Raw genomic sequence first — 21,219 nt, forward strand, 5'->3', positions numbered from 1 at the left:
GTAGATGGGGGAGGCAGGGGTCACGCGGCAGGGCGGAGGGCCAGCTTCCTGCGCAAGGTCCGGTTCCAGCGGTTGGCCGGAAGTTCCGGGCACAGGGCGGCCATGCCGGTGGCGAATTTGGAGATCCTGGAGGGCCGGACGCCGTTGGCCCAGAGATGCAGGTAAAGCGTGGTGCGGCGGTAGCGGGTTTCCAGCACGGGACCCAGCGGGCCGGCAGGCGTACCTCCGACGGTCGCGGCAAGGGTTTCGTGGACATAACTCCAGGCCTTCGGGCGTCAGCCGGTCGCGGTTGGTGGGCTCGTAGGGGATGCGTTCCTTGACCGTGGCCTCGCGGGCGCCTTCCGTCTTGACCTCCAGGAAGCTGATGGCGCTGTCCACATAGGTCCTGGTGCGGACCTTGTAGCGGCGCCGGCGTCCGAGGGCGGCCAGCAGGTAACTGTCCAGCTGTGCGGTGTCGAAGTACACCGAGTCGTAGGCGAAGCAACGCGAGCCGTCCATCTCCAGAACGCGGACCTCCGCGTCGAACGCCGCCAGGAGCTCCTGTGCCAGCGTTTCGGGGACGACGTACTTGCGGTCCACGCGGGTCTGCAGCGCAGCCTCTGCGTTCAGTTCTTCCAGCCCGACGGGCGGAAGCAGCCGGACGGCGCCAAGGACGCCGGCCTGCGCCTGGGCGCTCATGCGGCACCTGCCGGGGCGTGGACCTGGTCGGCCCCGAGGCCGGCAGGCATCGTCGGCGCGTTGCCCGGCGCCGGAACAGCAACCGCAGGCTCAAACATCCGGACCTCGGCTGGCGGGCGGCCGAAGGCGGAGCCGGGAGAAACCGCTGCCGGAAGGTAGGCATAGCGCACATCAACAATCGTCCTGTCGTTGACCAGGTCCAGCTCCTGCACCGTGGCCGAGTGCACCTTGCCGTGCACCACCTCTTCGAGCCGGGCGTAGAGTTCCTCATCAACGGCGATGGCACGGTCCAGGATCACCGTCTGGTGGCGGTAGGCCGGCAGGACCCGTGAATGGTCTCCGACGAACATCACCAGCAGGATCATGCCCATCAGCGCCAGCGGTAGCCAGACAGGGTCGATCCCGAGGCCGGCGATGAGGCCCAAGGCCAGGGCCGAGAAGTAGTAGGCCACCTCATGCTGTGCGAGTTCGGTGGAGCGGAGCCGGATGATGGACAGCACCCCGAAAAGACCAAGGCCGAGTCCGACGCCGGCGGCCGACCCTGAGAGCGCTGCGGCCACTGCCATCACGCCGACATTCATGCCCAGGTAGGACACCACGAGGTCGCGGCGCCGGTGCTGGCGCAGGTACAGGCCGAACGTCAGGATGCTGATGGCGGCCAGGTCGGCAGCGATAAGGAGGAGGGGTGTCATGGGATTCTCCGGAATCTGATGGGTGGATTGGTCTTCACGATCCACGGCCAAACTGTGCAGTTGCTGTGACGGGCCCTAGGCCCGAATATGAGTGTTCGCCGAACGTTCGTCGACAGTTTCCCCAGCGGTTTCCTCGGTGTCCTTCCCGGAAGAAGCAGTTTTTGGGTGAACAGGTACCGTTGCTGAACCACATAGCCCACCGCCAGCAGGATGGCTTCGGCGAGGACCTTGGCAGGCAACGCGGGAAGGGACAGCGCCTCCAAGGCAGCGATAAGCCCGAAATTGGCCGCGAGGAGCGCCACGACCAGGCTGAAGTAGCGGGCACCGGTGCGGGCCGCAGGCTTCTCCCGGCCGTGCCGGAACACCAGCCGGCGGTTGACTGCAAAGTTGACAGCCGAGCTAACTGCCCGGGCACCGACGACGGCCAGCAGCAACGAGTCGGTGGCCAGGGTGAGGAGCAGGAACAGCACAGAGTCCACAAGGAACGCCGTGAAGGACGAGGCCAGGAATTTCAGCAACGGGGCATAGATGCGGACGGAATCCGCCAACGGCCTGAAGTGCGACCCCGAGTTGCGGTCCAGGTACACCGTGGCGATATCCACGCATTTGATGTCATATCCGGCCTGCTTGGCTTCCAGCAGAAGGTTCAGCTCGTACTCGTAGCGCTCGCCGCGGACGGAACGCAGCCACGGGAGCATGCCGGCCGGGTAGCCACGGAGGCCGGTCTGCGTGTCGGAAATGCGCTCGCCCGTGGCCAGGGTGAACAGCAGCCTGGTGGCGCAGTTGCCGAACCTGCTGCGGGCAGGGACGTTGCCGGTGAAGCTTCGGCTGCCCAGGACCATGGCGTGTTCCAGACGCCGTCGGCCAGCAGTTGCTCGGCGATGGCGGGGGTGGTTTCGGTGATGTTCTCGCCGAAGCTGTTGTTGGCGGCTGACTGGAGGGCGGCGGCATCGGCCAGGACGACGTCGGCAACGTAGTAGGTGACGGTGCTGTCGCCGCTGCCGGTGGTCACCTTGGAAATGTTGATGTTGGAGGTGTCCGAAACGTAGGAGGTGCCGGTGGCGGCAGTGGTGGTGCTGGAAGCGGCATCCGTCCCGGTGGAGCTGGCTGGGGTGCTGGCCGCCGTCGTTCCGCCCTGGCTTGCCTGGTAGGCAGAAACGTCAGAGATTTCCACATGCTGCACCACAAACCGGTCCAGAGCCCAAGCGGTGGCTCCGCCTGCGGAAAGGGTGAGGGCAACAGCCCCGGCCACGACGGCCCGCCTAACGCGGCCGCCCTTGCGCTGGTTGTTCTTGAGAGAAGTCATGCCATTATTTCTAGGCACCGGACTTCTACGGGCCATGAGGCACGGATATGAGGAAGCTGTGAGCCCGGCGGCAACAAAGCAAGCGATAGTGTGTTCTGGGATCATCACCAGCTATGCGAAAGGGTCAACGTTGACTGCTGAACTGCCGGAACTTGCCGAGGGCGATTTCTACTACGAGTCGATGGGCGGCGGAAAGTTCCGCTCCACGATTCACGCCCAGGGCGCCTGGAACGTGCATGAACAGCACATGGCGCCCGCATCGGGGCTGATGGCGGACTGCCTGGAACGGCACGAACCCCGGGAGGACGTCCGGATGGCCCGTCTCAGCTACGAGATCCTGGGACTGATTCCGGGCGGCGAATTTGAGGTCGTCACCACCACCCTGCGGCCCGGCCGCACTATCGAACTCCTCCAGGCCGAACTCGTGGCCAACGGACGCGTGGCGATCCGTGCCACGGCGTGGCGGATGATCATCTCCGATACCACCGCGGTGGCGGCGGTCGAAGACGCCCGGATTCCGCGGCCGGACGAGTGCTCACCCTATGACGGCGCCAGCGTCTGGCCGGGAGGCTACATCCGTTCCCTGGAGATGCGGGTTGCCGACGGACACCGTCCGGGTGCCGGGAAGGTCTGGCTGCGCACGGGACACCCGCTCACAGATGCTGCGGACAGCGGCGACACGGCACGGCTGATGGGCCTCGTGGACACCGCCAACGGAATAGCGGCCCGGGTGCCTCCGGGCAAGGGCAGCTACGCGTTCCCCAACCTGGACCTGCAGATCCACATGTACCGGAAACCCGCTGGTGACTGGCTTGGCCTGGATAACGCCGTCTCGTTCGGAGCAGACGGCATCGGGCTCACGTCAACGGTGCTGCACGACCTCAGCGGGCCCTTCGGCCGGGCAGAGCAGATCCTGACCATCCGCAGGACCTAGCGCTCGCCGTCGAGCGCGGGACGCAGGCAAAGAACACGATCCCGGCAATGTAGGTCACGTAGAATACCACCGCGTACCCTAGATTGGGCCGCTCGGCCAGCAATTCACCGATTTGGCCGCGGTAAAAGGGGTTCATCGTCTTAAGCCAGATGGCATCGATAACGGCGAACGCGGCTGCGACCACCAGGAATTGCAGAATGACCATAAGGGAGCTTAGCAAGATGCAGCACGCGGCCGGCGCACCAGCCACGCTGACCATCGTCCGGCAGGAGGAGTCGCTGGGGGCTGCGCGGGACCTGGCATTCGGCATTGAATTGCTGGGCATGGCCAAGACCGGCAGGATCGGCCCGACCCTCAGGCTCTACCGCCCGGCTCCCACTGTGGCCTTCGGCCAGCGCGACGCCCACCTTCCCGGCTTTGAGGCAGCGGCCCAGGCGTGCCGGGAGCTCGGGTTTGAGCCGCTGGTCCGGAAGGCCGGCGGCCGGGCTGCGGCGTACCACGAAGGAACGCTGATCGTTGACCACGTGGAACCGCATGCCGATGCCATCGCCGGCGCCAAAAAGCGGTTCGCCTTCTTCGGCGAGCTGCTGGCAGACGCCCTGAGGAACGCCGGTGTGCACGCCGCAGTCGGCGAAATCCCGGGCGAGTACTGCCCGGGGGAGTTCAGCGTCCACGGCCAGCACCCGGCGGATCCCCAGCACCGGGTCAAACTGATCGGAACCGCCCAGCGGGTGGTCTCAGGCGGCTGGCTGTTCAGCTCCGTCATGGTGGTGGAAGATTCCGCACCGATCCGCAAAGTCCTGGAAGCCAGCTACGCCGCCCTTGGGCTGGACTGGGACCCGGCCACTGCAGGCGCCGTCGACGACCTCGTGCCGGGCCTCGACGTTGCGGCCATCGAAGCGGCGGTCATCAACACCTATGCCGGGTACGCGGCGTTGGCCTACGCGGACTTCGCGGGCCTGCAGGAGTAACGGGACTGGCGGCATGCAGAAGGCCGGGCACGTCCGGTGCCCGGCCTTCCGCAATGAACTGACGTCTTAGGCCGCGAGCCGGTTCTTGACCTCGGCTGCCGACGGGTTGGTGGCCGCCGTGCCGTCTGGGAACAGGACGGTGGGGACGGTCCGGTTGCCTCCGTTGAGCTGCTCCACGAGGTCGGCGGTGCCTTCAACTTCCTCGATGTTGATCTCGGTGTAACCGATGCCCTGGGCGTCGAGCTGCTTCTTCAGACGGTTGCAGTACCCGCACCAAGTGGTCGAAAACATGGTGATGGTGCCGGATTCGGGAGTGAAATCCACTGAGTTCTCCTCAAGCTCGTTGTTGCTCGCTGTTATCAAGCAGGTGTCTATCCCCTCAACCGTAACCCGGCGGCCGGTATTCCCCCGGCGGTCTCCCCGCTCTATTGACGCCGCGGGCCCGCCGCCGCAGCGACAGCGCGCTCCTGCGTTACCCCGGGTGACACGTCGGGGCGTGCGGTGGCATGCTGGTGGCATGTGTGGACGCTACGTGATGGCGAGGGCTGTCGGGGACCTGCTGGCAGAGTTCGATGCTGAACTGGAAGAGGAGCTGGCCGTACCGCCGTCGTGGAACGTGGCTCCGACTGCCGACGTGCCCATCCTGCTGGAACGGCTTGTGGACGGCACTCCGGTGCGGCAACTGCATGTTGCCCGCTGGGGACTGGTGCCGTCCTGGGCCAAGAATCTTTCCATCGGCTCGAAGATGATCAATGCCCGGAGCGAGAGCGTCCTGGAGAAGCCGGCGTTCCGGAAGGCGACCAAGTCCCGGCGCTGCGCCGTGCCCGCGGACGGCTACTACGAATGGAAGGGCGAAGGGCGCAACAAGCAGCCCTACTATGTCCACCCGAAGGACGGCCGGCCGCTGGTGTTCGCCGGGCTGTATGAATGGTGGAAGGACCCGTCCAAACCCGAAGGAGATCCGCAGCGGTGGATGCTCTCCACCTCCATCATGACCACCGACTCGCCGCCTGAAGGCTACGCCGGGGGAATGCTGGCCGAGCTCACCGCCCTGCATGACAGGGTTCCCCTGCCCATGGACCGCGAAACCATGCAGGCGTGGCTGGACCCGCAGGCCGATGATGCCGCAGGACTGGTTGATCTGGTCCGGGCCGGTGCACACGACGTCGCCGAAGGCTGGACGATCGACGCCGTCGGCACCGCCGTCGGGAACGTCAAGAATGACTCCCCGGACCTCATCCAGCCGGTGGGAAGCCTGTTCTAGGCGGCTGCCGGTCCGAGCCAGGTCCGGGCGGTCCTTTTTGCAGACTTGCTCTTGTCACACCGCCCTTTGTCACACTGTGACTTTGCCGCCGGCGTCGACCGTCCACGTGGGGTTGAAGGCGACTTCCCAGCGGAACCCGTCCGGATCGGCAAAGTACCCCGTGTAGCCGCCCCAGGACTGTGTTTTCGGCGCGGTCACCACTGTCGCCCCGGCGGCCGCAGCTTCGGCCATGACGCGGTCGACGTCGACCGCGGCGGCCACGTTGTGGCTCAGGGTAATGCAGGGGACCCCGGCGGGATTGTCCACGGCAGCCTCCGCCTGCATCTGGTCGGCCTTCCAGAGGGAAAGTATGAGGCCGTGGTTGGCCTGGATGAACACCACTTCACCGGGAACTTCCCGGTGTACCGGCCAGCCAAGGCCAGTGACGTAGAAGGCGCGGGAGGCGTCAACACTGCGGACGCCCAGTGAAATGAAGTCGACTCGAGGCTGCATTCTTAGATACTGTCATGCATATGCCCACAAATCACGGACACGACAAAGACGCCCAGGCCGACAGGGAGCAGCTGGCAGCTGTCCGTGTGGCCGTCGACGAGGTGGACGAGCAGATTGTCACCCTGATTGCGCGCCGTGAACGCCTGATCCGGATCTCCGGCACCCTGAAGGGCGATGACGCCGAAGTCCGCGCCCCGGGCCGGGTGGAAAAGGTCATTGAGCATGTCCGTGCCGCTGCGGAGAAGAAGGACATCGACCCGGACATCGTGGAGAAGACCTACCGTGCCATGATCACGGCCTTCACCGAGCTTGAGATGAAAGTTCACAACGCCAGCAGCTAACGGCCGGCGACTCTCCCGCCCGTTATCCCGGCCGGGCTGTTACAGCGATTCCTCCACCGGCACGTTGGCCTGGTACTCCCTGCCGTCCGCGTCGCTGAAAGCGGTCATCAGGTGGCCTTTCACCAGCCCCATGACCGTGCTCAGGGGAAAATGCCCGGTAATGGTGCTGCCTGAATGTTCAACGCCGCTGAGGTCAAAATTTTCCTCGGTGCCGTCGTGGCTGAAGCAGTAGAAGGACACAGCTTCGCCGTTCATAAACTCGATTCCCATTCTTCGTTGATGGGAATGATCCTCTGTGGCCGCCACCAGGCCCACCACATAGGCGCCGGACCCGGGGATATTGCCGTCAATATCAAAAGTCGCCACCAAGGTTGAGTCCTTGGCGGCGATCGCTACATGCTTCAGGAATGCGTCATGGGAGCTCATGGCTCAATCCTGCTCCCTGTGATCCCGTCCGTCCACCCCTGTTCCCACGGCGCCTCTCAGAACATGTAGTACCGGATAAACACGTAAGGCAGGCAGAGTCCTATGGTGACGACGGTGACCACGAGCCCGTACTTGGTGAACGTCCAGAAGGAAATGGGGTGGTCGTAGCGCTTCGCTATGCCGATGACGACGACGTTCGCGCTTGCCCCGACAGCTGTGGCATTGCCGCCCAGATCGGCCCCGAGGGCCAGCGCCCACCAGAGGGGCCTGGCGGCGTCGCCGCCTGCCTCCACAAGGCCATGCGTGATGGGAGCGAGCGTGGCCACGTAGGGGATGTTGTCAATGAGGCCTGACACCAAAGCCGAGCCTGCCAGCAGGGCCAGGGCGGCGACGTCGTACTGATCTCCGATCAGGGAAGCCATGGACTCTCCCACCGACTCGATCACCCCAAGGTTGACCAGGGAACCGACCATGATGAACAAGCCGGCAAAGAACAGCAGCGTCTCCCATTCGACATCGCCGAACACCTTTCGCGGTTCGAGCCGGGCAAGCAGCACAAGGAGGCCTGCGCCGAGCATCGCCACAACGGACGGTGCCAGGCCCAGCAGCGGTCGGGCAACGAATCCTGCCAGCACCAGCCCCACCACTACAACCGATTTGATCAGCAATGACTTTTCGCCCAGGGCCTCCTTCTCGTTCAGGGCCATGACGCGCGCGGCCCGGTCCGGATGGAAAAGGAAGGCCGAGCGGAACATCCAGCGGCACAGTCCGATGAAAACGACGAGGAGGACCGCGACTATCGGCGCGAGGTTGATGATGAAGTCGTTGAACGTCAAGCCTCCGCGGCTGGCGATGATGATGTTCGGCGGGTCACCGATCAGTGTCGCCGTGCCGCCGATGTTGCTGGCCATCACCTCCGCGATCAGGAAAGGAACCGGGGGCGCCGCGAGCCGCTCGCAAACCAGGAGGGTGACCGGGGCGGTGAGCAGCACAGTTGTGACGTTGTCCAGGAACGCGGAGAGCACGGCCGTGATGACCACCAGGATCACCATGATCCGGAACGGATAGCCCCGGGCCTTCTTCGCGGCCCAGATCGCGAGGAACTCGAAGAGACCGGTCTGCCGGATGATGCCGACAATAATCATCATGGCCAGCAGGAGGAAGATGACGTTCCAGTCGATCCCGCTCTCCGGCGAAAAGAACATTTCCGTGTCGTTCGTGGCACCGATCAGGACCATGGCGGCCGCGCCGCCAAGCGCCGTGGTCATCCGCGGGAGCTTTTCCGTAGCGATCAGCACGTAAGCCGCGGCAAAGACAGCGAGCGCAAGAACGACCTGGATCGTCACTGTTCCGCAACCCCGGGGCCGGCGCCGCCGGCAGTGGCCAGGACAGCGCTAATGACGGCGGGAAGCGTGACAAACATCGGGGCGTCCGGGGGCGAGTCGCGGAGCAAGGCGATCTGGGTCCTGGCATCGACCATGCGCGCCGCAATCTCTACCAGGGTGGCGTCGGACTCAACGGAAAGGATCTTCCGGACTGCGACGCCCGCGTCGTCAAGCATTTCGCCGACAGTCCGTTCTGAAATGTGTTCCCACAATTCGCCGGCCCCGGCCTCGTCGAAAACGGCGGCCAGCGAGACGTCGTCGAGAAGGTACCCGGGCAGCATGAGCCGCAGCACGTCCACCGCCGAGACTATCGCTGTGGGAACTCCCAGCCTGTTCGCAATGACAAGCCCCACCAAACCGCTGTCTGCTATCAGGCGCCCGGCTTCCACCGCAGTGGTCTCGCGGCGAACCACAGGCAGGGAAACTTTCAGGTCCACAGCACGCACGGCAACTCCTTAGTAACTCACGGGACGTAAAACGAGCGGTAGCGTAGCCCCATCCAACCACCGGCGCCCTCAGCGGGCCAGCGTCCCCAAAGCGTCGAGGGCTGTCAGGCATTTGTCGCTCTTTCTTCCGTGCCTGCCTGGCTGCCGGTGAACTGACGGGCTATGACCACGTCGGTCGAAGAGTGGGACAGGATGGAGAGCACGATCACCAGCGCAACAAGATGGTAAACCTCGTCCGCCAATGCGATTCCTGATTCCAGGATGATCAGGCCGTACACCACGGAGGCGAATCCTTTGGGGCCGAACCACATCGCGGCCACCTGTTCCCGCATCGTCAGCCTGGCCCCGAGGAAGGACACCAGAAGGGCCAAGGGCCTGGCGATGAGGAGGGCCAGGAGCGCGAAGATCCAACCGGCAAAGGGGATCTCACGGAACAGGAAGTCCGGGGTGATCAGGGCGCCGAACACCATGATGGCAGCCAGTTTCAGTAACTCGGTCACCAGTTCGCCGAACTGTTCAAACTCATGCCGGAGTTCCCTGCCCAGGCTGGCTACGGTAATACCTGAGGTAAAGGCGCCCAGGAAGAGGTTGGCATGGGTCGCCTCGCAGATCGCGAGCACCAGGAGCCCTATGGACACCGCCAGCAGAGGCTGCAGTGACGTCTTCGCCTGCAGGAAAGGAAGCCGTTCGAGTGCGAGAACGACGGCGGGCACCACGATGCCGACCAGGATGCCCAAAACGATCTCCAGCAGCAGCTGTTCTCCGTGGGCGTCGCTGCCCCCGGCCGCGGCCAGCAGAACGAGCACGATCGGCAAGGCTAAACCGTCGTTCACCCCGGATTCGACGTTTAGCAGGTGCCTCAGCCGGCCGGGCACTTTCTCCCTGCCCACGATGGCCGCGGCGAACACCGGATCAGTGGGGGCGAGGATGGCGCCGAGGAGGAAGGATTCAAGCCAGGGCAGCCCGGCAATGTAGTAGGCGAACAACGCTGTCAGGGCAAGGGTCAGTGGCAGCCCGAGCAGCAGGGCGCGGCCCGGCAGGCGCCACGCCGAGCGCAGGTCCCTGAATCCGACGCGCATCCCGTCCGTGAAAAGGACGGAGAACAGTGCAAGCTCGGCAAGCCCGCCTACGAGCGGATCGCCTGCCGAGACCGTGACCACACCGAGGGCTCCGGGCCCGAGCAGGAACCCGCCTACCAGGAAGAGCACGGCGGTGGACAGCACGGTCCGGTGGGCGCGCTCGGAGATGAGCACGCCGATGAGCAGCAGAATGGCGAAGGACAAAAGCAACGCAGTGTGCATGGACCCCTCCTGGACGGACTTTGCCCTCGTTCAGAGCAGGCCCAGTTCCCGCACGCCGGCGAGGACATCCTTCACGTCGACGGCCAGCAGTGCCGGATCCGGCTGGGCGGCAAAGGTGTCCCCTAGCCGCAGTTCCGCTTTGGTGAGGACCAAGTGCGGCCCCGGCGGCGGTCCCCAGATCTCCGGCGGAGCCGGCCCGAACAACACCACCGACGGCGTGCCGTAGGCGGAGGCCAGGTGCGCGGCGCCGGTGTCCGCAGAAACCACTAGCCGCGCAGCTGCGATGGTTGCAGCGAATTCGGCGAGACTGAGCTTTCCGGCCAGAACAGCAGTGTCAGGAAGCCCGGCACGGGCGCAAACGTCCGCTGCCCGCTCCTTCTCGCCGCTGCCGCCGGTAAACACAACATGGTGTCCAGCTTGCGCCAGACGGGAGGCCACGGCGGCGAAACGCTCGGCCGGCCAGAGACGGCTGCCGTAAGCCGCTCCGACATGCAGGACAGCTGCGCCAGGAACCGGGCTGGGCACGTGTGGAGCATTGAGCCGCAGGTCCAGCGGGTCAGCTTCAATTCCATGCCACTGCAGAAGCCGGACCCATCTCTCCCGCTCGTGGAGTTCCGGGCACCACGGCGGGCCGTCCCCGTAGGCGCTCCGGTGCCCGATCGTCTGTCTGGCCTTCAGCGCTTCAATGCGTTCCTGGCTTTCGGGCCCGCTGCCGTGCAGGTTCACGGCAATGTCCACAACCCCTGGCTCGGGGGACAGAGGCTCATCGAGCCCGTGGGTCGGCAGGAGGTCGTAGCCGCCAACGAGCCCCAGGGCTTCAGATAACCATCCCTGGGCAGCGTACCGGAGCCTGTGCTCAGGAAACGCCCGCCGTAATGCCTTGAGCGCCGGCACTGCCACCAACAGGTCGCCAAGTTTGAGCGCCCGCAGGACCAGGAGCTCGGGCCTCCCATCGTGTGAAGTCCCGGCCTCCACCGTATCCACCCCTTGCCCGCTCACTGGCGCTGCTTTGGCAGTTCTGTAGCCACAAGGCTGCGGACATCCTCATATACGCCGCTGACGCCGATCCCGGCAACCATGGAATCGTCGTGGGCGCAGCGCGGCGCCGTCCAGCCCACCTGGGTGACATCGACCCCGCAGGTGGGGCAGGAAGTCACCCAGGCCGCGTGGATGCGATGGCAGCTCCTGCCCAGGGCACCGGCGTTGATGACGTTACCGAACCAAAAGATACCCACGGTGGGCACGCCGAGTGCCTGGGCGAGGTGCCGGGGCCCGCTGTCGTTGCCAACCACCACCGCAGCGCTTGCCAACACGGCAACGAGGCCGGCCATATCCAGCTGACCGGCCAGTGAACGGACAGGCCCCGCTGCCGCGAGTTCCACTATCTGCTCAGCCAACTGCTGTTCGCCCGCGTCGCCGACCACCAGGACCTGGCAGCCGTCGGCCGCGCAGGCGGACGCCAGTTCAGCAAACCTTTCGGCCGACCAGCGCCGGCGGGGGTCGGTGGCGCCGGGGTGGATTACCACCAGCGGGCCCGGGGCTTCTTCCATACGCAACGGATGCGCAGTCAGGGCGTCCCCGGCAGGGGCGAGCCGTGCTTCCAGGTCCACGGGGAAGGCACCCGCGAATCCAGCAACTTCCAGCGCCCGCAGGGGCTCGTGCTGATAGTAAAGGTAAGGAACTGTCCGCTCGAGGCTGGCGGCATCGGGGGTCCTGGTACCTACCGTATGGCGCGCTCCCAGCCGGAGGAGGAAAGGATTGGAATACCGCCCGCCGCCATGGAGCTGGACGGCAAGGTCAAAGCGGCGTTCCCTCATGTCCTTGAAGAAATCCTCCAGTTCATCCGGGTTCTCCTTCCCCGGCCGGACACCCTCAGAGAACGGCAGCACCTGGACGTCGTTGACCGGACTGGACGTGGCACTGACCAGGGCACGGTGAAGGGGGGTGCCCAGCAACGTCATGGTGGCATCGGGATAGGCTGCCTTCAGCGCAGCCATGGCAGGTATGGCAAAGATCAGGTCCCCCAGACCTCCGCCGCGCAACACGGCGATACGGGACACGCCGTCGAACTTTTCCAGGACGGGACCCACACTCGTGCCGATGCGTCCGGCACCGCCGAACTCTGCCGTCAACTGCTCCACCAGCGCACCTTTCGGTTCCTGCACCGTCCCGGAGTGCCGTCCTGGCGACGTCCGGCCCGCTGCCCGTGGTGACACAATACGGTGCTTCGGCCGATTGCCGCTACCCGCGGGTAGCCGTGCCCAGCCCTTCGGTTATGGAGGGCCCCGCCGCCCGGGGGGCAGGGAACCCGGGATAACCCGCCAGGAGTATGTTTTGCCATTGCTCCGGCGTAGACTTGTTGCATTCGAAGATATATTCGAATCAGTTCTTTCAAATGCGTTGTTTCGAATTCATCATTTCAAGTGCTGTTCCGGGAGGCGCCAATGGGCATGTTCAGCGAAGGTGTGGACGTCGTCTGCACCCCCGCCGGCCAGCCGTCGGCACTCACCTGGGCGGGCAGGCAGTACATGGTCTGCGCAGAGCCTGTGCGCTGGTTTGAGCGGCGGCAGTGGTGGGCAGAGGAAACCCGGGCGCCGCTGGGAACCGGTCCGGGACTGGTGGACCATGAGATCTGGCGCGTGCAGGTCCGGCTTGCCGGGGCCAAGGAAGAACAGCAACAGAATGAAATCCTCACCCTCGACCTGACAAGGAACATCGGCAGCGGACGCTGGCGGCTGCTGCGGATTCACGACGCCCTGAAGCCGAAATCAGCATGAGCTTCACCCATCTCCACGTTTCCACCGCTTTCAGCGCGCACTACGGCGTCTCCTGGCCGGACGAGCTGGCCCAGGCAGCGGCCGCTGACGGAGCCACGGCGCTGGCCTGCACCGACAGGGACGGCCTCTACGGCACGGTCAAACACCTCAAAGCCTGCATGGCGTCGGGGCTGGATCCCGTCGTCGGGGTTGACCTTGCAGTCTTCGACGACGACGGCGACCACCGCACCCAGCTCGGCGGCCGCGTCGTTGTGCTCGCCCACGGACACAACAACGGTGCGGGCTACCGCGCACTCTGCCGGCTGATTTCGGATGCCCATGCCCGCACCTCCGGCAATGCCGGGGGAGTGGTTCCCGTCGCGGTGACCCGCGCCGAAATCGCCTCCCGGTCACTGAACCCGGAAACACTGGAGCCGGTGCTGACGGTACTGATCGGGCCGGACTCGGACGTTGGCAGGGCAATGGGCGGGCGGCGGTACCTTCGGCCCCGCACCCTGTTCAAACAGTGGCTGGATGCCATGCCCAAGGAAACAGTGGCAGCGGAGGTAGTGTCACACCTCAGCGCCCCGGGTGAGCCGTTAAGCACCGCCCGGGCAGTGCGGATGCTCAAGCTTGCGGCCGAGCACGGGGTGCCCGCCGTGCTCACCAATGCAGTGCGGTATTGCGCGGAGGACGGCGCCGCCACGGCAGATGTTCTGGATTCAGCCCGCACCCTGAAATCCCTGCCCGAACTAACCTCCGAGCCGCTGCTGCAGCCGAACGGCCGGGGATGGTTGAAAACTTCCGCCCAAATGCTCGAACTCGGCAAGGAGATCATCCAGGCCGCGGGCTACGGAGCAGCTGACCTCGGCAGGCTCCTCGGCCAAACCGAGGCGCTCGCGGACCGCTGCCGGATAGACCCCGTCACGGACATGGGATGGAAGCAGCCAGTTGTTCCGGAAGCGTCCGTCATCGGCATCGAGGGCGATCCCCTGGTTGAGTTGACCCAGCGGTGCGAGGCGGGAATCAGCCGGCGGTTCCCTGGGATATCAGGGCGGCCCGAGGCGGACATGAGGGCGCGGCTGGAGCATGAACTGCGGATCATCGCAAACCTGGGCTTCGCCTCCTACTTCCTCACGGTGGCCGAGGTTTCCCGAATGATCATAGACATGGGGGTCAGGGCCGCGGCACGGGGCTCCGGCGCCTCCAGCCTGGTTAACTACCTGATCGACATCAGCCAGGTGAACCCCCTGCAGCACGACCTCATTTTCGAGCGGTTCCTTTCCCGCGACAGGGCCACCCTCCCGGACATCGATATCGACGTCGAAAGCGCCGAACGACACAACGTCTACCGCCGGATCTTTGACCGCTTCGGCGCGGAACGTGTCACCCTCATGAGCATGCAGAACGGCTACCGCGCTCGCGGTGCCGTCCGGGACGCCGGGCTGGCGCTGGGAATGGACGACGGCGACATCGGCGAAATCGCCAAGCAGCTGTGGCGCTTTTCGGCACGGAACTTCCGCGAGGCGCTGGTGGAAAAACCTGAGCTGAAGGAGTTCGCGGGGCGGGTGGAGCAACGCGATTTCGCGGAAAACCAGCAGCTGGACCTGCTTGTCGACCTGACCGAGCGCCTCGACCGCCTGCCGAGGCACATCTCCATGCATCCGTGTGGCGTGATCCTTGGCGATGCCACCCTGCTGGACCGCACACCGGTCCAGCCAAGCGGACTTGGCCTGCCCATGAGCCAGTTCGATAAACATGACATGGATCCCATGGGGATGCTCAAGCTGGATGTCCTGGGTGTCCGGATGCAGAGCGCCATGGCCTTTGCCGTCAGGGAAGTGGTCAGGCTCCATCCCTCCAAAGCCGAAGTGGTGGCCGCCGGCGCCCACCCGACAGGGCCGGATGGCACCGGGCCGGATTACATCGCCGCTGACGGGCACATTGACCTCAATGCCGTGCCGCTGGACGATGAACCAACCTATGAGCTGATCCGCAGCACCCACACCCTGGGATGTTTCCAGATTGAGTCCCCGGGCCAGCGGGAACTGGTGGGGAAGATGGCCCCGCGTGAGTTCAACGACCTCATCATCGACATCTCGCTGTTCCGCCCCGGGCCCATGAAATCGGACATGGTCCGGCCCTTCCTCGAACACAGGCACGGCTTCGCCCCGGAGACATACCCGCACCCGGACCTGAAGCCGGTGCTGCAGGAAACCCACGGTGTGACGGTCTTCCACGAGCAAATCCTGAGGACCTTTGACGTGATGACCGGCTGTGGACTGGCGAAAGCCGATGAGTTCCGCAGGGCGTTGAGCAACGATGTCCTGGAATCCCAGGTTGAGGAGTTCTTCCGCCGCGAGGCAAAAGCCAAGGGGTATTCGCCGGATGTCGTAGACAAGGTCTGGGGGACCTTGAAATCCTTCGCGAGTTTCGGCTTCTGCAAAGCTCATGGTGCCGCCTTTGCCGTGCCCACCTACCAGTCGGCCTGGCTGAAAGCCCACCATCCCGAAGCCTTCCTGGCCGGACTGTGGGAACACGATCCAGGCATGTACCCCAAACGGCTCCTCGTTGCCGAAGCCCGGCGGATGGGGATCCCCATCCTTCCCCTGGACATCAACAGGAGCCAGGCGGAGTACCGCGTGGAACGGATCGCATCCGGACCGGAGGGTGGAAAACTGGGTATCCGGCTGAGCCTTAACGGCATCTACGGACTCTCCGGCGCTGAGCTCAAAAGGATCGTGGCGGGCCAGCCCTACGACTCCCTGGCAGACCTCCGTGCCCGCTCCCGTCTGAGCAAGCCCAGCATCAAGCGGCTTGCCCAGCTGGGAGCATTCGACGCCCTGCACCGCGAATCCGGGGGAGCCGCCAACCGGGCGGACCTCGTCCAGCACCTCCAGTCCCTCCAGGGCCGGCCCACCAAAAAGGGAGCTGAGGTCATCGAAGGCCAGCTGTCCCTGCCCCTGGGTGATGTTGAACTCAGGAACCTGAAACCGGAGCTGCCTGCTCCGAGCATGGTGGAGAACGTCAGGGCAGAGCTTGACCTGATGGCGGTCGATGTCAGCGAACACCTGATGTCCAGCCATCGGCCGCTGCTCGACCGGCTGGGGGTCACGACGGCGGACAAGCTCCTTGGGCTGCGCAACGGCACCGAAGTGCTGGTGGCCGGAGTCCGGATCGCCACCCAGACGCCACCTATGCGTGGCGGGCGCCGGGTGGTGTTCATCAGCATCGACGACGGCACGGGCTGCGTTGACTCCGTGTTCTTCCATGAAGCCCAGGAGCTGGCAGGCCCGCTGTTGTTCGGCACCCGCCTGCTCCTCATCCGCGGCAACACCCGCAGGACCGGGCCGCGGGGAATCAGCATCAGCGCCAGCATGGCATGGGACCTCAGCCGCCCTGAGACGCTCCCGTTCCCGGACAAACAACCCGCTGCCCCCTGGGAACCGGACCTGCAGCTGCGCGGTCCGCTGGACGGAATCAGCCGCAACCTGGCTATCACCGGACTGGGCAGCTAACTGCACTTCAGCCATGCCTGGCCCGCCGTGCCGCTTTGGTGGCCCTAACTCCCAACCGATAGCATGGACGAGGCTGGCTGTGGTCCCCGTATGCCACAAGCTACGAAGCCTTAACTTTGAATAGGAGACACCCGTGTCAGATGCCCAGAAGATCACCCTCATCGTCGACGGCGAAGAGACCAAGGTGACTACCGGGACCACCGGCGCGGAACTCTTCTTTGAGCGCCGCGACGTCGTAGTTGCCCGCGTCAACGGCGAACTGAAAGACCTGGACCAGCCGCTTCCCGAGGGCGCCACGATTGAAGGCGTCACCATCGATTCCCCGGACGGCCTCAACGTCCTGCGGCACTCCACCGCCCACGTGATGGCCCAGGCCGTGCAGCAGCTGCGCCCCGACGCCAAGCTCGGCATCGGCCCCTACATCACCGACGGTTTCTACTTCGACTTCGACGTCGCCGAGCCGTTCACCCCGGAAGACCTGAAGACCCTGGAAAAGATGATGCTCAAGATCATCAACCAGAACCAGAAGTTCGTCCGCCGCGTGGTTTCCGAGGACGAGGCACGCGAAGCCATGAAGGACGAGCCCTACAAGCTCGAGCTGCTGGGCAAGAAAAATGACGCCAACGACGCCGGCGAAGGGGTCAACGTCGAGGTGGGCGCAGGCGACATCACTATCTACGACAACGTGGACCGCAAGAGCGGCGATAGCGTCTGGTGCGACCTGTGCCGCGGCCCCCACCTGCCCAACACCAAGCTCATCTCCAACGCCTTCGCCCTCACAAGGTCCTCCGCCGCCTACTGGCTGGGCAACCAGAACAACCAGCAGCTGCAGCGCATCTACGGCACCGCCTGGCCCACCAAGGACGCCCTCAAGGCCTACCAGGAGCGCATCGCCGAGGCCGAACGGCGCGACCACCGCAAGCTCGGGGCCGAGCTGGACCTGTTCTCCTTCCCGGACGAACTGGGCTCCGGCCTGCCGGTGTTCCACCCCAAGGGCGGCATCATCCGCAAGGCCATGGAGGACTACTCCCGCCAGCGGCACGTCGATGCCGGCTACGAGTTCGTCTACACCCCGCACATCACCAAGGGGCACCTCTACGAAGTCTCCGGCCACCTGGACTGGTACAAGGAGGGCATGTTCCCGGCGATGCACATCGACGCGGAACTGAACGAGGACGGCACGGTCCGCAAGCCCGGCCAGGACTACTACCTGAAGCCGATGAACTGCCCCATGCACAACCTGATCTTCCGTTCGCGCGGACGGTCCTACCGTGAACTGCCCCTGCGGCTCTTCGAATTCGGTTCGGTCTACCGGTACGAAAAGTCCGGTGTGGTGCACGGGCTGACCCGCGTGCGCGGCATGACACAGGACGACGCCCACATCTACTGCACCCGCGAGCAGATGAAGGACGAGCTCACCACCACGCTGAACTTCGTGCTGGGCCTGCTCAAGGACTACGGCCTGGACGACTTCTACCTGGAGCTGTCCACCAAGAACGAGGACAAGTTCGTAGGCGACGACGCCACCTGGGAGGAAGCCACCCGAACCCTCGCCGAAGTGGCCGAAGCCTCCGGCCTGGAGCTCGTTCCGGATCCGGGCGGAGCAGCCTTCTACGGCCCCAAGATCTCCGTCCAGGCAAAGGACGCCCTGGGCCGCACCTGGCAGATGTCAACCATCCAGCTGGACTTCAACCTGCCGGAACGGTTCGAACTCGAGTTCCAGGCCGCTGACGGCACCCGCCAGCGCCCGGTGATGATCCACCGTGCCCTGTTCGGGTCCGTCGAACGGTTCATGGGCGTACTGACCGAACACTATGCCGGTGCCTTCCCCGCGTGGCTTGCGCCCGTGCAGGTGGTGGGCATCCCGGTTGCCGAGGCGTTCAACGACTACATGTTCGACGTCGTCGACCAGCTCAAGGCCGCCGGCATCCGTGCCGAGGTGGATATTTCCTCCGATCGTTTCCCGAAGAAGATCCGCACCGCCAGCAAGGACAAGATCCCGTTCGTCCTCATCGCCGGCGGCGAGGATGCCGAGGCCGGAGCGGTGTCCTTCCGGTTCCGCGACGGCAGCCAGGACAACGGCGTGCCGGTGGCCGAGGCCGTCCAGAGGATCGTCGAAGCCGTCCGCAACCGGACCAGCTAGCGGAAGCGGAGGACAGGCGAGATGCAGGAGACCACAGGCGCTGGCGGGGGATATCCGGGCGACGGCGACGTGACCGATGATTTCGGTCTGGCCGGAGTTCCGGATGCATTCCAGCGCCTGTGGACCCCGCACCGGATGGCCTACATCAAGGGCGGGCAGCACCAGTTCAAGAACCAGGACGACTGCCCGTTCTGCATGGCCCCTGAACGGAACGACGAGGATTCCCTGATCGTCTACCGCGGCCGTACCGCCTACGTGGTACTCAACCTGTTCCCCTATAACCCGGGCCACCTGCTGGTTTGCCCGTACCGCCACGTGCCGGACTACACGGACCTGACCGAGGAGGAGACCGCGGAGTTCGCAGCGCTGACGCAGACCGCGATGCGGGTCCTGCGGAAGGTGGCCAATCCCGGCGGCTTCAATCTCGGGATGAACCAGGGCGTTGTGGGCGGCGCCGGAATTGCCGGCCACCTGCACCAGCACGTGGTTCCGCGCTGGGGCGGCGACGGCAACTTCTTCCCCATCATCGCGCAGACCAAAGCCATCACGCAGACGCTGGACGAGGTCCGCCAGCAGGTAGCGGAGGCCTGGCCCGAGGACGAACGTGCTTAACCGGCACGCCCGGGGGTTCTTCACCGCGCTGTTCTCGCCGCTGGCGCGGTGGCTCCTGAAGATCGGCGTCTCACCGGATGCCATCACCATCGTGGGCACGGCCGGCGTGGTGGTCGGCGCCCTGGTCTTTTACCCGCTGGGCCAGCTGTGGTGGGGAACCCTCTTCATTACGGCCTTCATATTCTCGGATGTCCTGGACGGCATCATGGCACGGATGCAGGAGCGCGGCGGCCGCTGGGGCAACTTCCTGGATTCCACGCTCGACAGGGTTGCCGACGGAGCCCTCTTTGCCGGCCTGGCCGTCTGGTTCTTCACCGGCGGTGCGGACCGCGCGATCGCCGTCGCCGCCGTCGTGTGCCTGGTGCTCGGCATGGTGGTCTCCTACGCCCGGGCCAAGGCCGAAGCACTCGGTTTCCAAGCCAACGTGGGCATTGCTGAGCGCGCCGAACGGCTGGTGTCTGTGCTGGTGGTGACGGGATTTACGGGCATCGGGCTTCCGAGTGTGGTTCTGCTGGTCACGCTGGTCCTGCTGGCGGCGGCCAGCCTGGTCACCGTCGTCCAGCGGATCGCCACCGTGTACCGGCAGTCGCTGGAAGAGCCGAACGGCACTGCTTCCCAGCAGGCAGCCTGAGCATCTGCGCTGAAAATACCTGCCGTCCGGGCTCGTCCCATGGTGCAGTCGGGACCGCCAGGTAACCCGAATTCAGCAGCGTCCCGGGGTGGGACTAGTATTAGCAGTACCTGGTCATTGGATCCGGCAATCCGGTGTGTGCGAGTCGCGGCTCCTTGCCGCCTGCGCCGACCCGAAAGACCGGATCTACGTAATATCTAGCTACCCATAGGGGTTTTTGTGTCTACACCTGATGTAAGCAGCGAAGCCGGCTCGTCCGCCAACAGCGTCACGGGCAGCAGCCGCGTCAAGCGCGGCATGGCAGAGATGCTCAAGGGCGGCGTCATCATGGACGTCGTCAACGTCGAACAGGCCCGCATCGCCGAAGACGCCGGTGCCGTGGCCGTGATGGCGCTGGAACGCGTTCCGGCCGACATCCGCGCCCAGGGCGGCGTGTCCCGCATGTCGGACCCGGACATGATCGACAAGATCATCGACGCCGTGTCCGTGCCGGTCATGGCCAAGGCCCGGATCGGCCACTTCGTCGAAGCCCAGGTCCTGCAGTCCCTCGGCGTGGACTACATCGACGAGTCCGAGGTCCTGACCCCGGCCGACTACACCAACCACATCGACAAGTGGAACTTCACCGTTCCTTTCGTCTGCGGTGCAACCAACCTCGGTGAGGCCCTGCGCCGGATCAACGAGGGCGCGGCGATGATCCGCTCCAAGGGCGAGGCCGGCACCGGAGATGTCTCCAACGCCACGACCCACATGCGCCAGATCCGCGCCGAGCTGCTCAAGCTCGCCGCCCTGCCCGAGGACGAGCTGTACGTCGCGGCCAAGGAACTGCAGGCACCGTACGACCTGGTCAAGGAAGTTGCCTCCACCGGCAAGCTCCCCGTCGTGCTGTTCACCGCCGGCGGCATCGCCACCCCGGCCGACGCGGCCATGATGATGCAGCTCGGTGCTGACGGCGTGTTCGTCGGCTCAGGCATCTTCAAGTCCGGCAACCCGGCCCAGCGCGCCGCCGCCGTCGTCAAGGCCACCACCTTCTACGACGACCCCGACGTCATCGCCAAGGCCTCCCGCGGCCTGGGCGAAGCCATGGTGGGCATCAACGTGGACGAGATCCCGCAGCCGCACCGCCTCGCCGAGCGCGGCTGGTAACAGCAGCAAAGCATTAACCCCGACGCCGGCCGGTCACCACACAAGGTGACCGGCCGGCGTCGTACGTTCCCCGACTTCCCCGCCTCGCGCCTCGCTTTTCTCCCGTCTCACACTCCTGCCGACTCCGAGTTTTTGCCCAGATAAAGGGGGTTCAACCCGCGGGAAGTCGCGTTATCT

General features: G+C 65.1%; 22 protein-coding genes and 1 pseudogene. 10 read left to right on the plus strand and 13 right to left on the minus strand.

The window, feature by feature from the left end; genetic code table 11:
* Positions 1–20: 20 nt before the first annotated feature.
* The 4 genes and pseudogenes from J7I92_RS24515 to J7I92_RS06090 all read right to left on the minus strand — a co-directional run bounded on the left by J7I92_RS24515 (position 21) and on the right by J7I92_RS06090 (position 2,676).
* Positions 21–678, minus strand: a pseudogene (locus tag J7I92_RS24515) (VTC domain-containing protein).
* On the minus strand, positions 675–1,370 hold the full coding sequence (locus tag J7I92_RS06080) for a DUF4956 domain-containing protein (protein WP_214838557.1): 696 nt from the start codon (positions 1,368–1,370) through the stop codon (positions 675–677). Before J7I92_RS06080 ends, J7I92_RS24515 begins: the two are co-directional and overlap by 4 nt.
* Positions 1,367–2,068 carry a GtrA family protein gene (locus J7I92_RS06085; RefSeq protein ID WP_251039572.1) on the minus strand — a complete coding sequence of 234 codons (702 nt, stop codon included), beginning with the start codon at positions 2,066–2,068 and terminating at the stop codon, positions 1,367–1,369. The genes J7I92_RS06080 and J7I92_RS06085 overlap by 4 nt, the downstream gene beginning before the upstream one ends.
* On the minus strand, positions 2,017–2,676 hold the full coding sequence (locus J7I92_RS06090; RefSeq protein WP_251039522.1) for a hypothetical protein: 660 nt from the start codon (positions 2,674–2,676) through the stop codon (positions 2,017–2,019). The genes J7I92_RS06085 and J7I92_RS06090 overlap by 52 nt, the downstream gene beginning before the upstream one ends.
* A 130-nt stretch (positions 2,677–2,806) precedes the next feature.
* Here J7I92_RS06090 and J7I92_RS06095 point away from each other — a divergent pair, with 130 nt between their 5' ends.
* Positions 2,807–3,610: a thioesterase family protein gene (locus tag J7I92_RS06095; RefSeq protein WP_214838561.1), complete on the plus strand. Its 804-nt coding sequence runs from the start codon at positions 2,807–2,809 to the stop codon at positions 3,608–3,610.
* Here the strand turns inward: J7I92_RS06095 and J7I92_RS06100 are convergent.
* Complete coding sequence (locus tag J7I92_RS06100; protein WP_396020356.1) at positions 3,558–3,935, minus strand: DUF2177 family protein; 378 nt, start codon at positions 3,933–3,935, stop codon at positions 3,558–3,560. The genes J7I92_RS06095 and J7I92_RS06100 overlap by 53 nt on opposite strands.
* Between J7I92_RS06100 and J7I92_RS06105 the strand changes: the two genes are divergently transcribed.
* Positions 3,832–4,581: a lipoyl protein ligase domain-containing protein gene (locus J7I92_RS06105; RefSeq protein ID WP_214839053.1), complete on the plus strand. Its 750-nt coding sequence runs from the start codon at positions 3,832–3,834 to the stop codon at positions 4,579–4,581. The genes J7I92_RS06100 and J7I92_RS06105 overlap by 104 nt on opposite strands.
* 66 nt (positions 4,582–4,647) lie before the next feature.
* On the opposite strand, the gene J7I92_RS06110 is transcribed toward J7I92_RS06105, so the two are convergent.
* Positions 4,648–4,905, minus strand: coding sequence for a mycoredoxin (locus J7I92_RS06110; RefSeq protein WP_214838563.1), 258 nt, complete (start codon positions 4,903–4,905; stop codon positions 4,648–4,650).
* A 193-nt stretch (positions 4,906–5,098) separates the two neighbouring features.
* Here J7I92_RS06110 and J7I92_RS06115 point away from each other — a divergent pair, with 193 nt between their 5' ends.
* Positions 5,099–5,845: an SOS response-associated peptidase gene (locus J7I92_RS06115; protein WP_214838565.1), complete on the plus strand. Its 747-nt coding sequence runs from the start codon at positions 5,099–5,101 to the stop codon at positions 5,843–5,845.
* A gap of 69 nt (positions 5,846–5,914) precedes the next feature.
* Here the strand turns inward: J7I92_RS06115 and J7I92_RS06120 are convergent, their stop codons facing one another.
* The gene (locus J7I92_RS06120) at positions 5,915–6,337 is read right to left on the minus strand and encodes a VOC family protein (protein ID WP_214838567.1); all 423 of its coding nucleotides are present in this window, start codon (positions 6,335–6,337) and stop codon (positions 5,915–5,917) included.
* 14 nt (positions 6,338–6,351) lie between these two features.
* Here J7I92_RS06120 and J7I92_RS06125 point away from each other — a divergent pair, with 14 nt between their 5' ends.
* Positions 6,352–6,678: a chorismate mutase gene (locus J7I92_RS06125; protein ID WP_055803374.1), complete on the plus strand. Its 327-nt coding sequence runs from the start codon at positions 6,352–6,354 to the stop codon at positions 6,676–6,678.
* Positions 6,679–6,717: 39 nt separating this feature from the next.
* Here the strand turns inward: J7I92_RS06125 and J7I92_RS06130 are convergent, their stop codons facing one another.
* The 6 genes from J7I92_RS06130 to J7I92_RS06155 all read right to left on the minus strand — a co-directional run bounded on the left by J7I92_RS06130 (position 6,718) and on the right by J7I92_RS06155 (position 12,377).
* Positions 6,718–7,104: a hypothetical protein gene (locus J7I92_RS06130; RefSeq protein WP_214838569.1), complete on the minus strand. Its 387-nt coding sequence runs from the start codon at positions 7,102–7,104 to the stop codon at positions 6,718–6,720.
* A gap of 56 nt (positions 7,105–7,160) precedes the next feature.
* A complete protein-coding gene (locus J7I92_RS06135) occupies positions 7,161–8,450 on the minus strand; it encodes an ArsB/NhaD family transporter (RefSeq protein WP_214838572.1) in 1,290 nt (429 codons plus the stop codon).
* Complete coding sequence (locus J7I92_RS06140) at positions 8,447–8,935, minus strand: hypothetical protein (protein WP_214838574.1); 489 nt, start codon at positions 8,933–8,935, stop codon at positions 8,447–8,449. Before J7I92_RS06140 ends, J7I92_RS06135 begins: the two co-directional genes overlap by 4 nt.
* Before the next feature lie 104 nt (positions 8,936–9,039).
* Positions 9,040–10,236, minus strand: a complete 1,197-nt coding sequence (locus J7I92_RS06145) for a sodium:proton antiporter (RefSeq protein ID WP_214838576.1) — start codon at positions 10,234–10,236, stop codon at positions 9,040–9,042.
* Between the two features lie 30 nt (positions 10,237–10,266).
* On the minus strand, positions 10,267–11,220 hold the full coding sequence (locus J7I92_RS06150; protein WP_214839055.1) for a glycosyltransferase family 9 protein: 954 nt from the start codon (positions 11,218–11,220) through the stop codon (positions 10,267–10,269).
* 11 nt (positions 11,221–11,231) lie between these two features.
* Positions 11,232–12,377 carry a glycosyltransferase family 9 protein gene (locus J7I92_RS06155; RefSeq protein ID WP_214839056.1) on the minus strand — a complete coding sequence of 382 codons (1,146 nt, stop codon included), beginning with the start codon at positions 12,375–12,377 and terminating at the stop codon, positions 11,232–11,234.
* A gap of 303 nt (positions 12,378–12,680) precedes the next feature.
* Between J7I92_RS06155 and J7I92_RS06160 the strand changes: the two genes are divergently transcribed.
* From J7I92_RS06160 to pdxS, 6 genes are all read left to right on the plus strand, one after another.
* Entirely contained in the window at positions 12,681–13,013 is a 333-nt protein-coding gene (locus J7I92_RS06160; protein ID WP_214838577.1) for a DUF6504 family protein, read from the plus strand.
* Positions 13,010–16,510, plus strand: coding sequence for a DNA polymerase III subunit alpha (locus tag J7I92_RS06165; protein WP_214838578.1), 3,501 nt, complete (start codon positions 13,010–13,012; stop codon positions 16,508–16,510). Before J7I92_RS06160 ends, J7I92_RS06165 begins: the two co-directional genes overlap by 4 nt.
* Positions 16,511–16,643: 133 nt before the next feature.
* Complete coding sequence (thrS, locus tag J7I92_RS06170; protein ID WP_214838579.1) at positions 16,644–18,653, plus strand: threonine--tRNA ligase; 2,010 nt, start codon at positions 16,644–16,646, stop codon at positions 18,651–18,653.
* Positions 18,654–18,674: 21 nt separating this feature from the next.
* On the plus strand, positions 18,675–19,265 hold the full coding sequence (locus tag J7I92_RS06175) for an HIT domain-containing protein (protein ID WP_214838580.1): 591 nt from the start codon (positions 18,675–18,677) through the stop codon (positions 19,263–19,265).
* Positions 19,258–19,896, plus strand: a complete 639-nt coding sequence (gene pgsA / locus J7I92_RS06180) for a phosphatidylinositol phosphate synthase (protein ID WP_214838581.1) — start codon at positions 19,258–19,260, stop codon at positions 19,894–19,896. The genes J7I92_RS06175 and pgsA overlap by 8 nt, the downstream gene beginning before the upstream one ends.
* Before the next feature lie 219 nt (positions 19,897–20,115).
* Positions 20,116–21,042, plus strand: coding sequence for a pyridoxal 5'-phosphate synthase lyase subunit PdxS (gene pdxS, locus J7I92_RS06185; RefSeq protein WP_214838582.1), 927 nt, complete (start codon positions 20,116–20,118; stop codon positions 21,040–21,042).
* Positions 21,043–21,219: the final 177 nt, after the last annotated feature.

The organism is Arthrobacter sp. ISL-72, from assembly GCF_018613755.1.
In the GTDB taxonomy this organism is placed as follows: domain Bacteria; phylum Actinomycetota; class Actinomycetes; order Actinomycetales; family Micrococcaceae; genus Arthrobacter.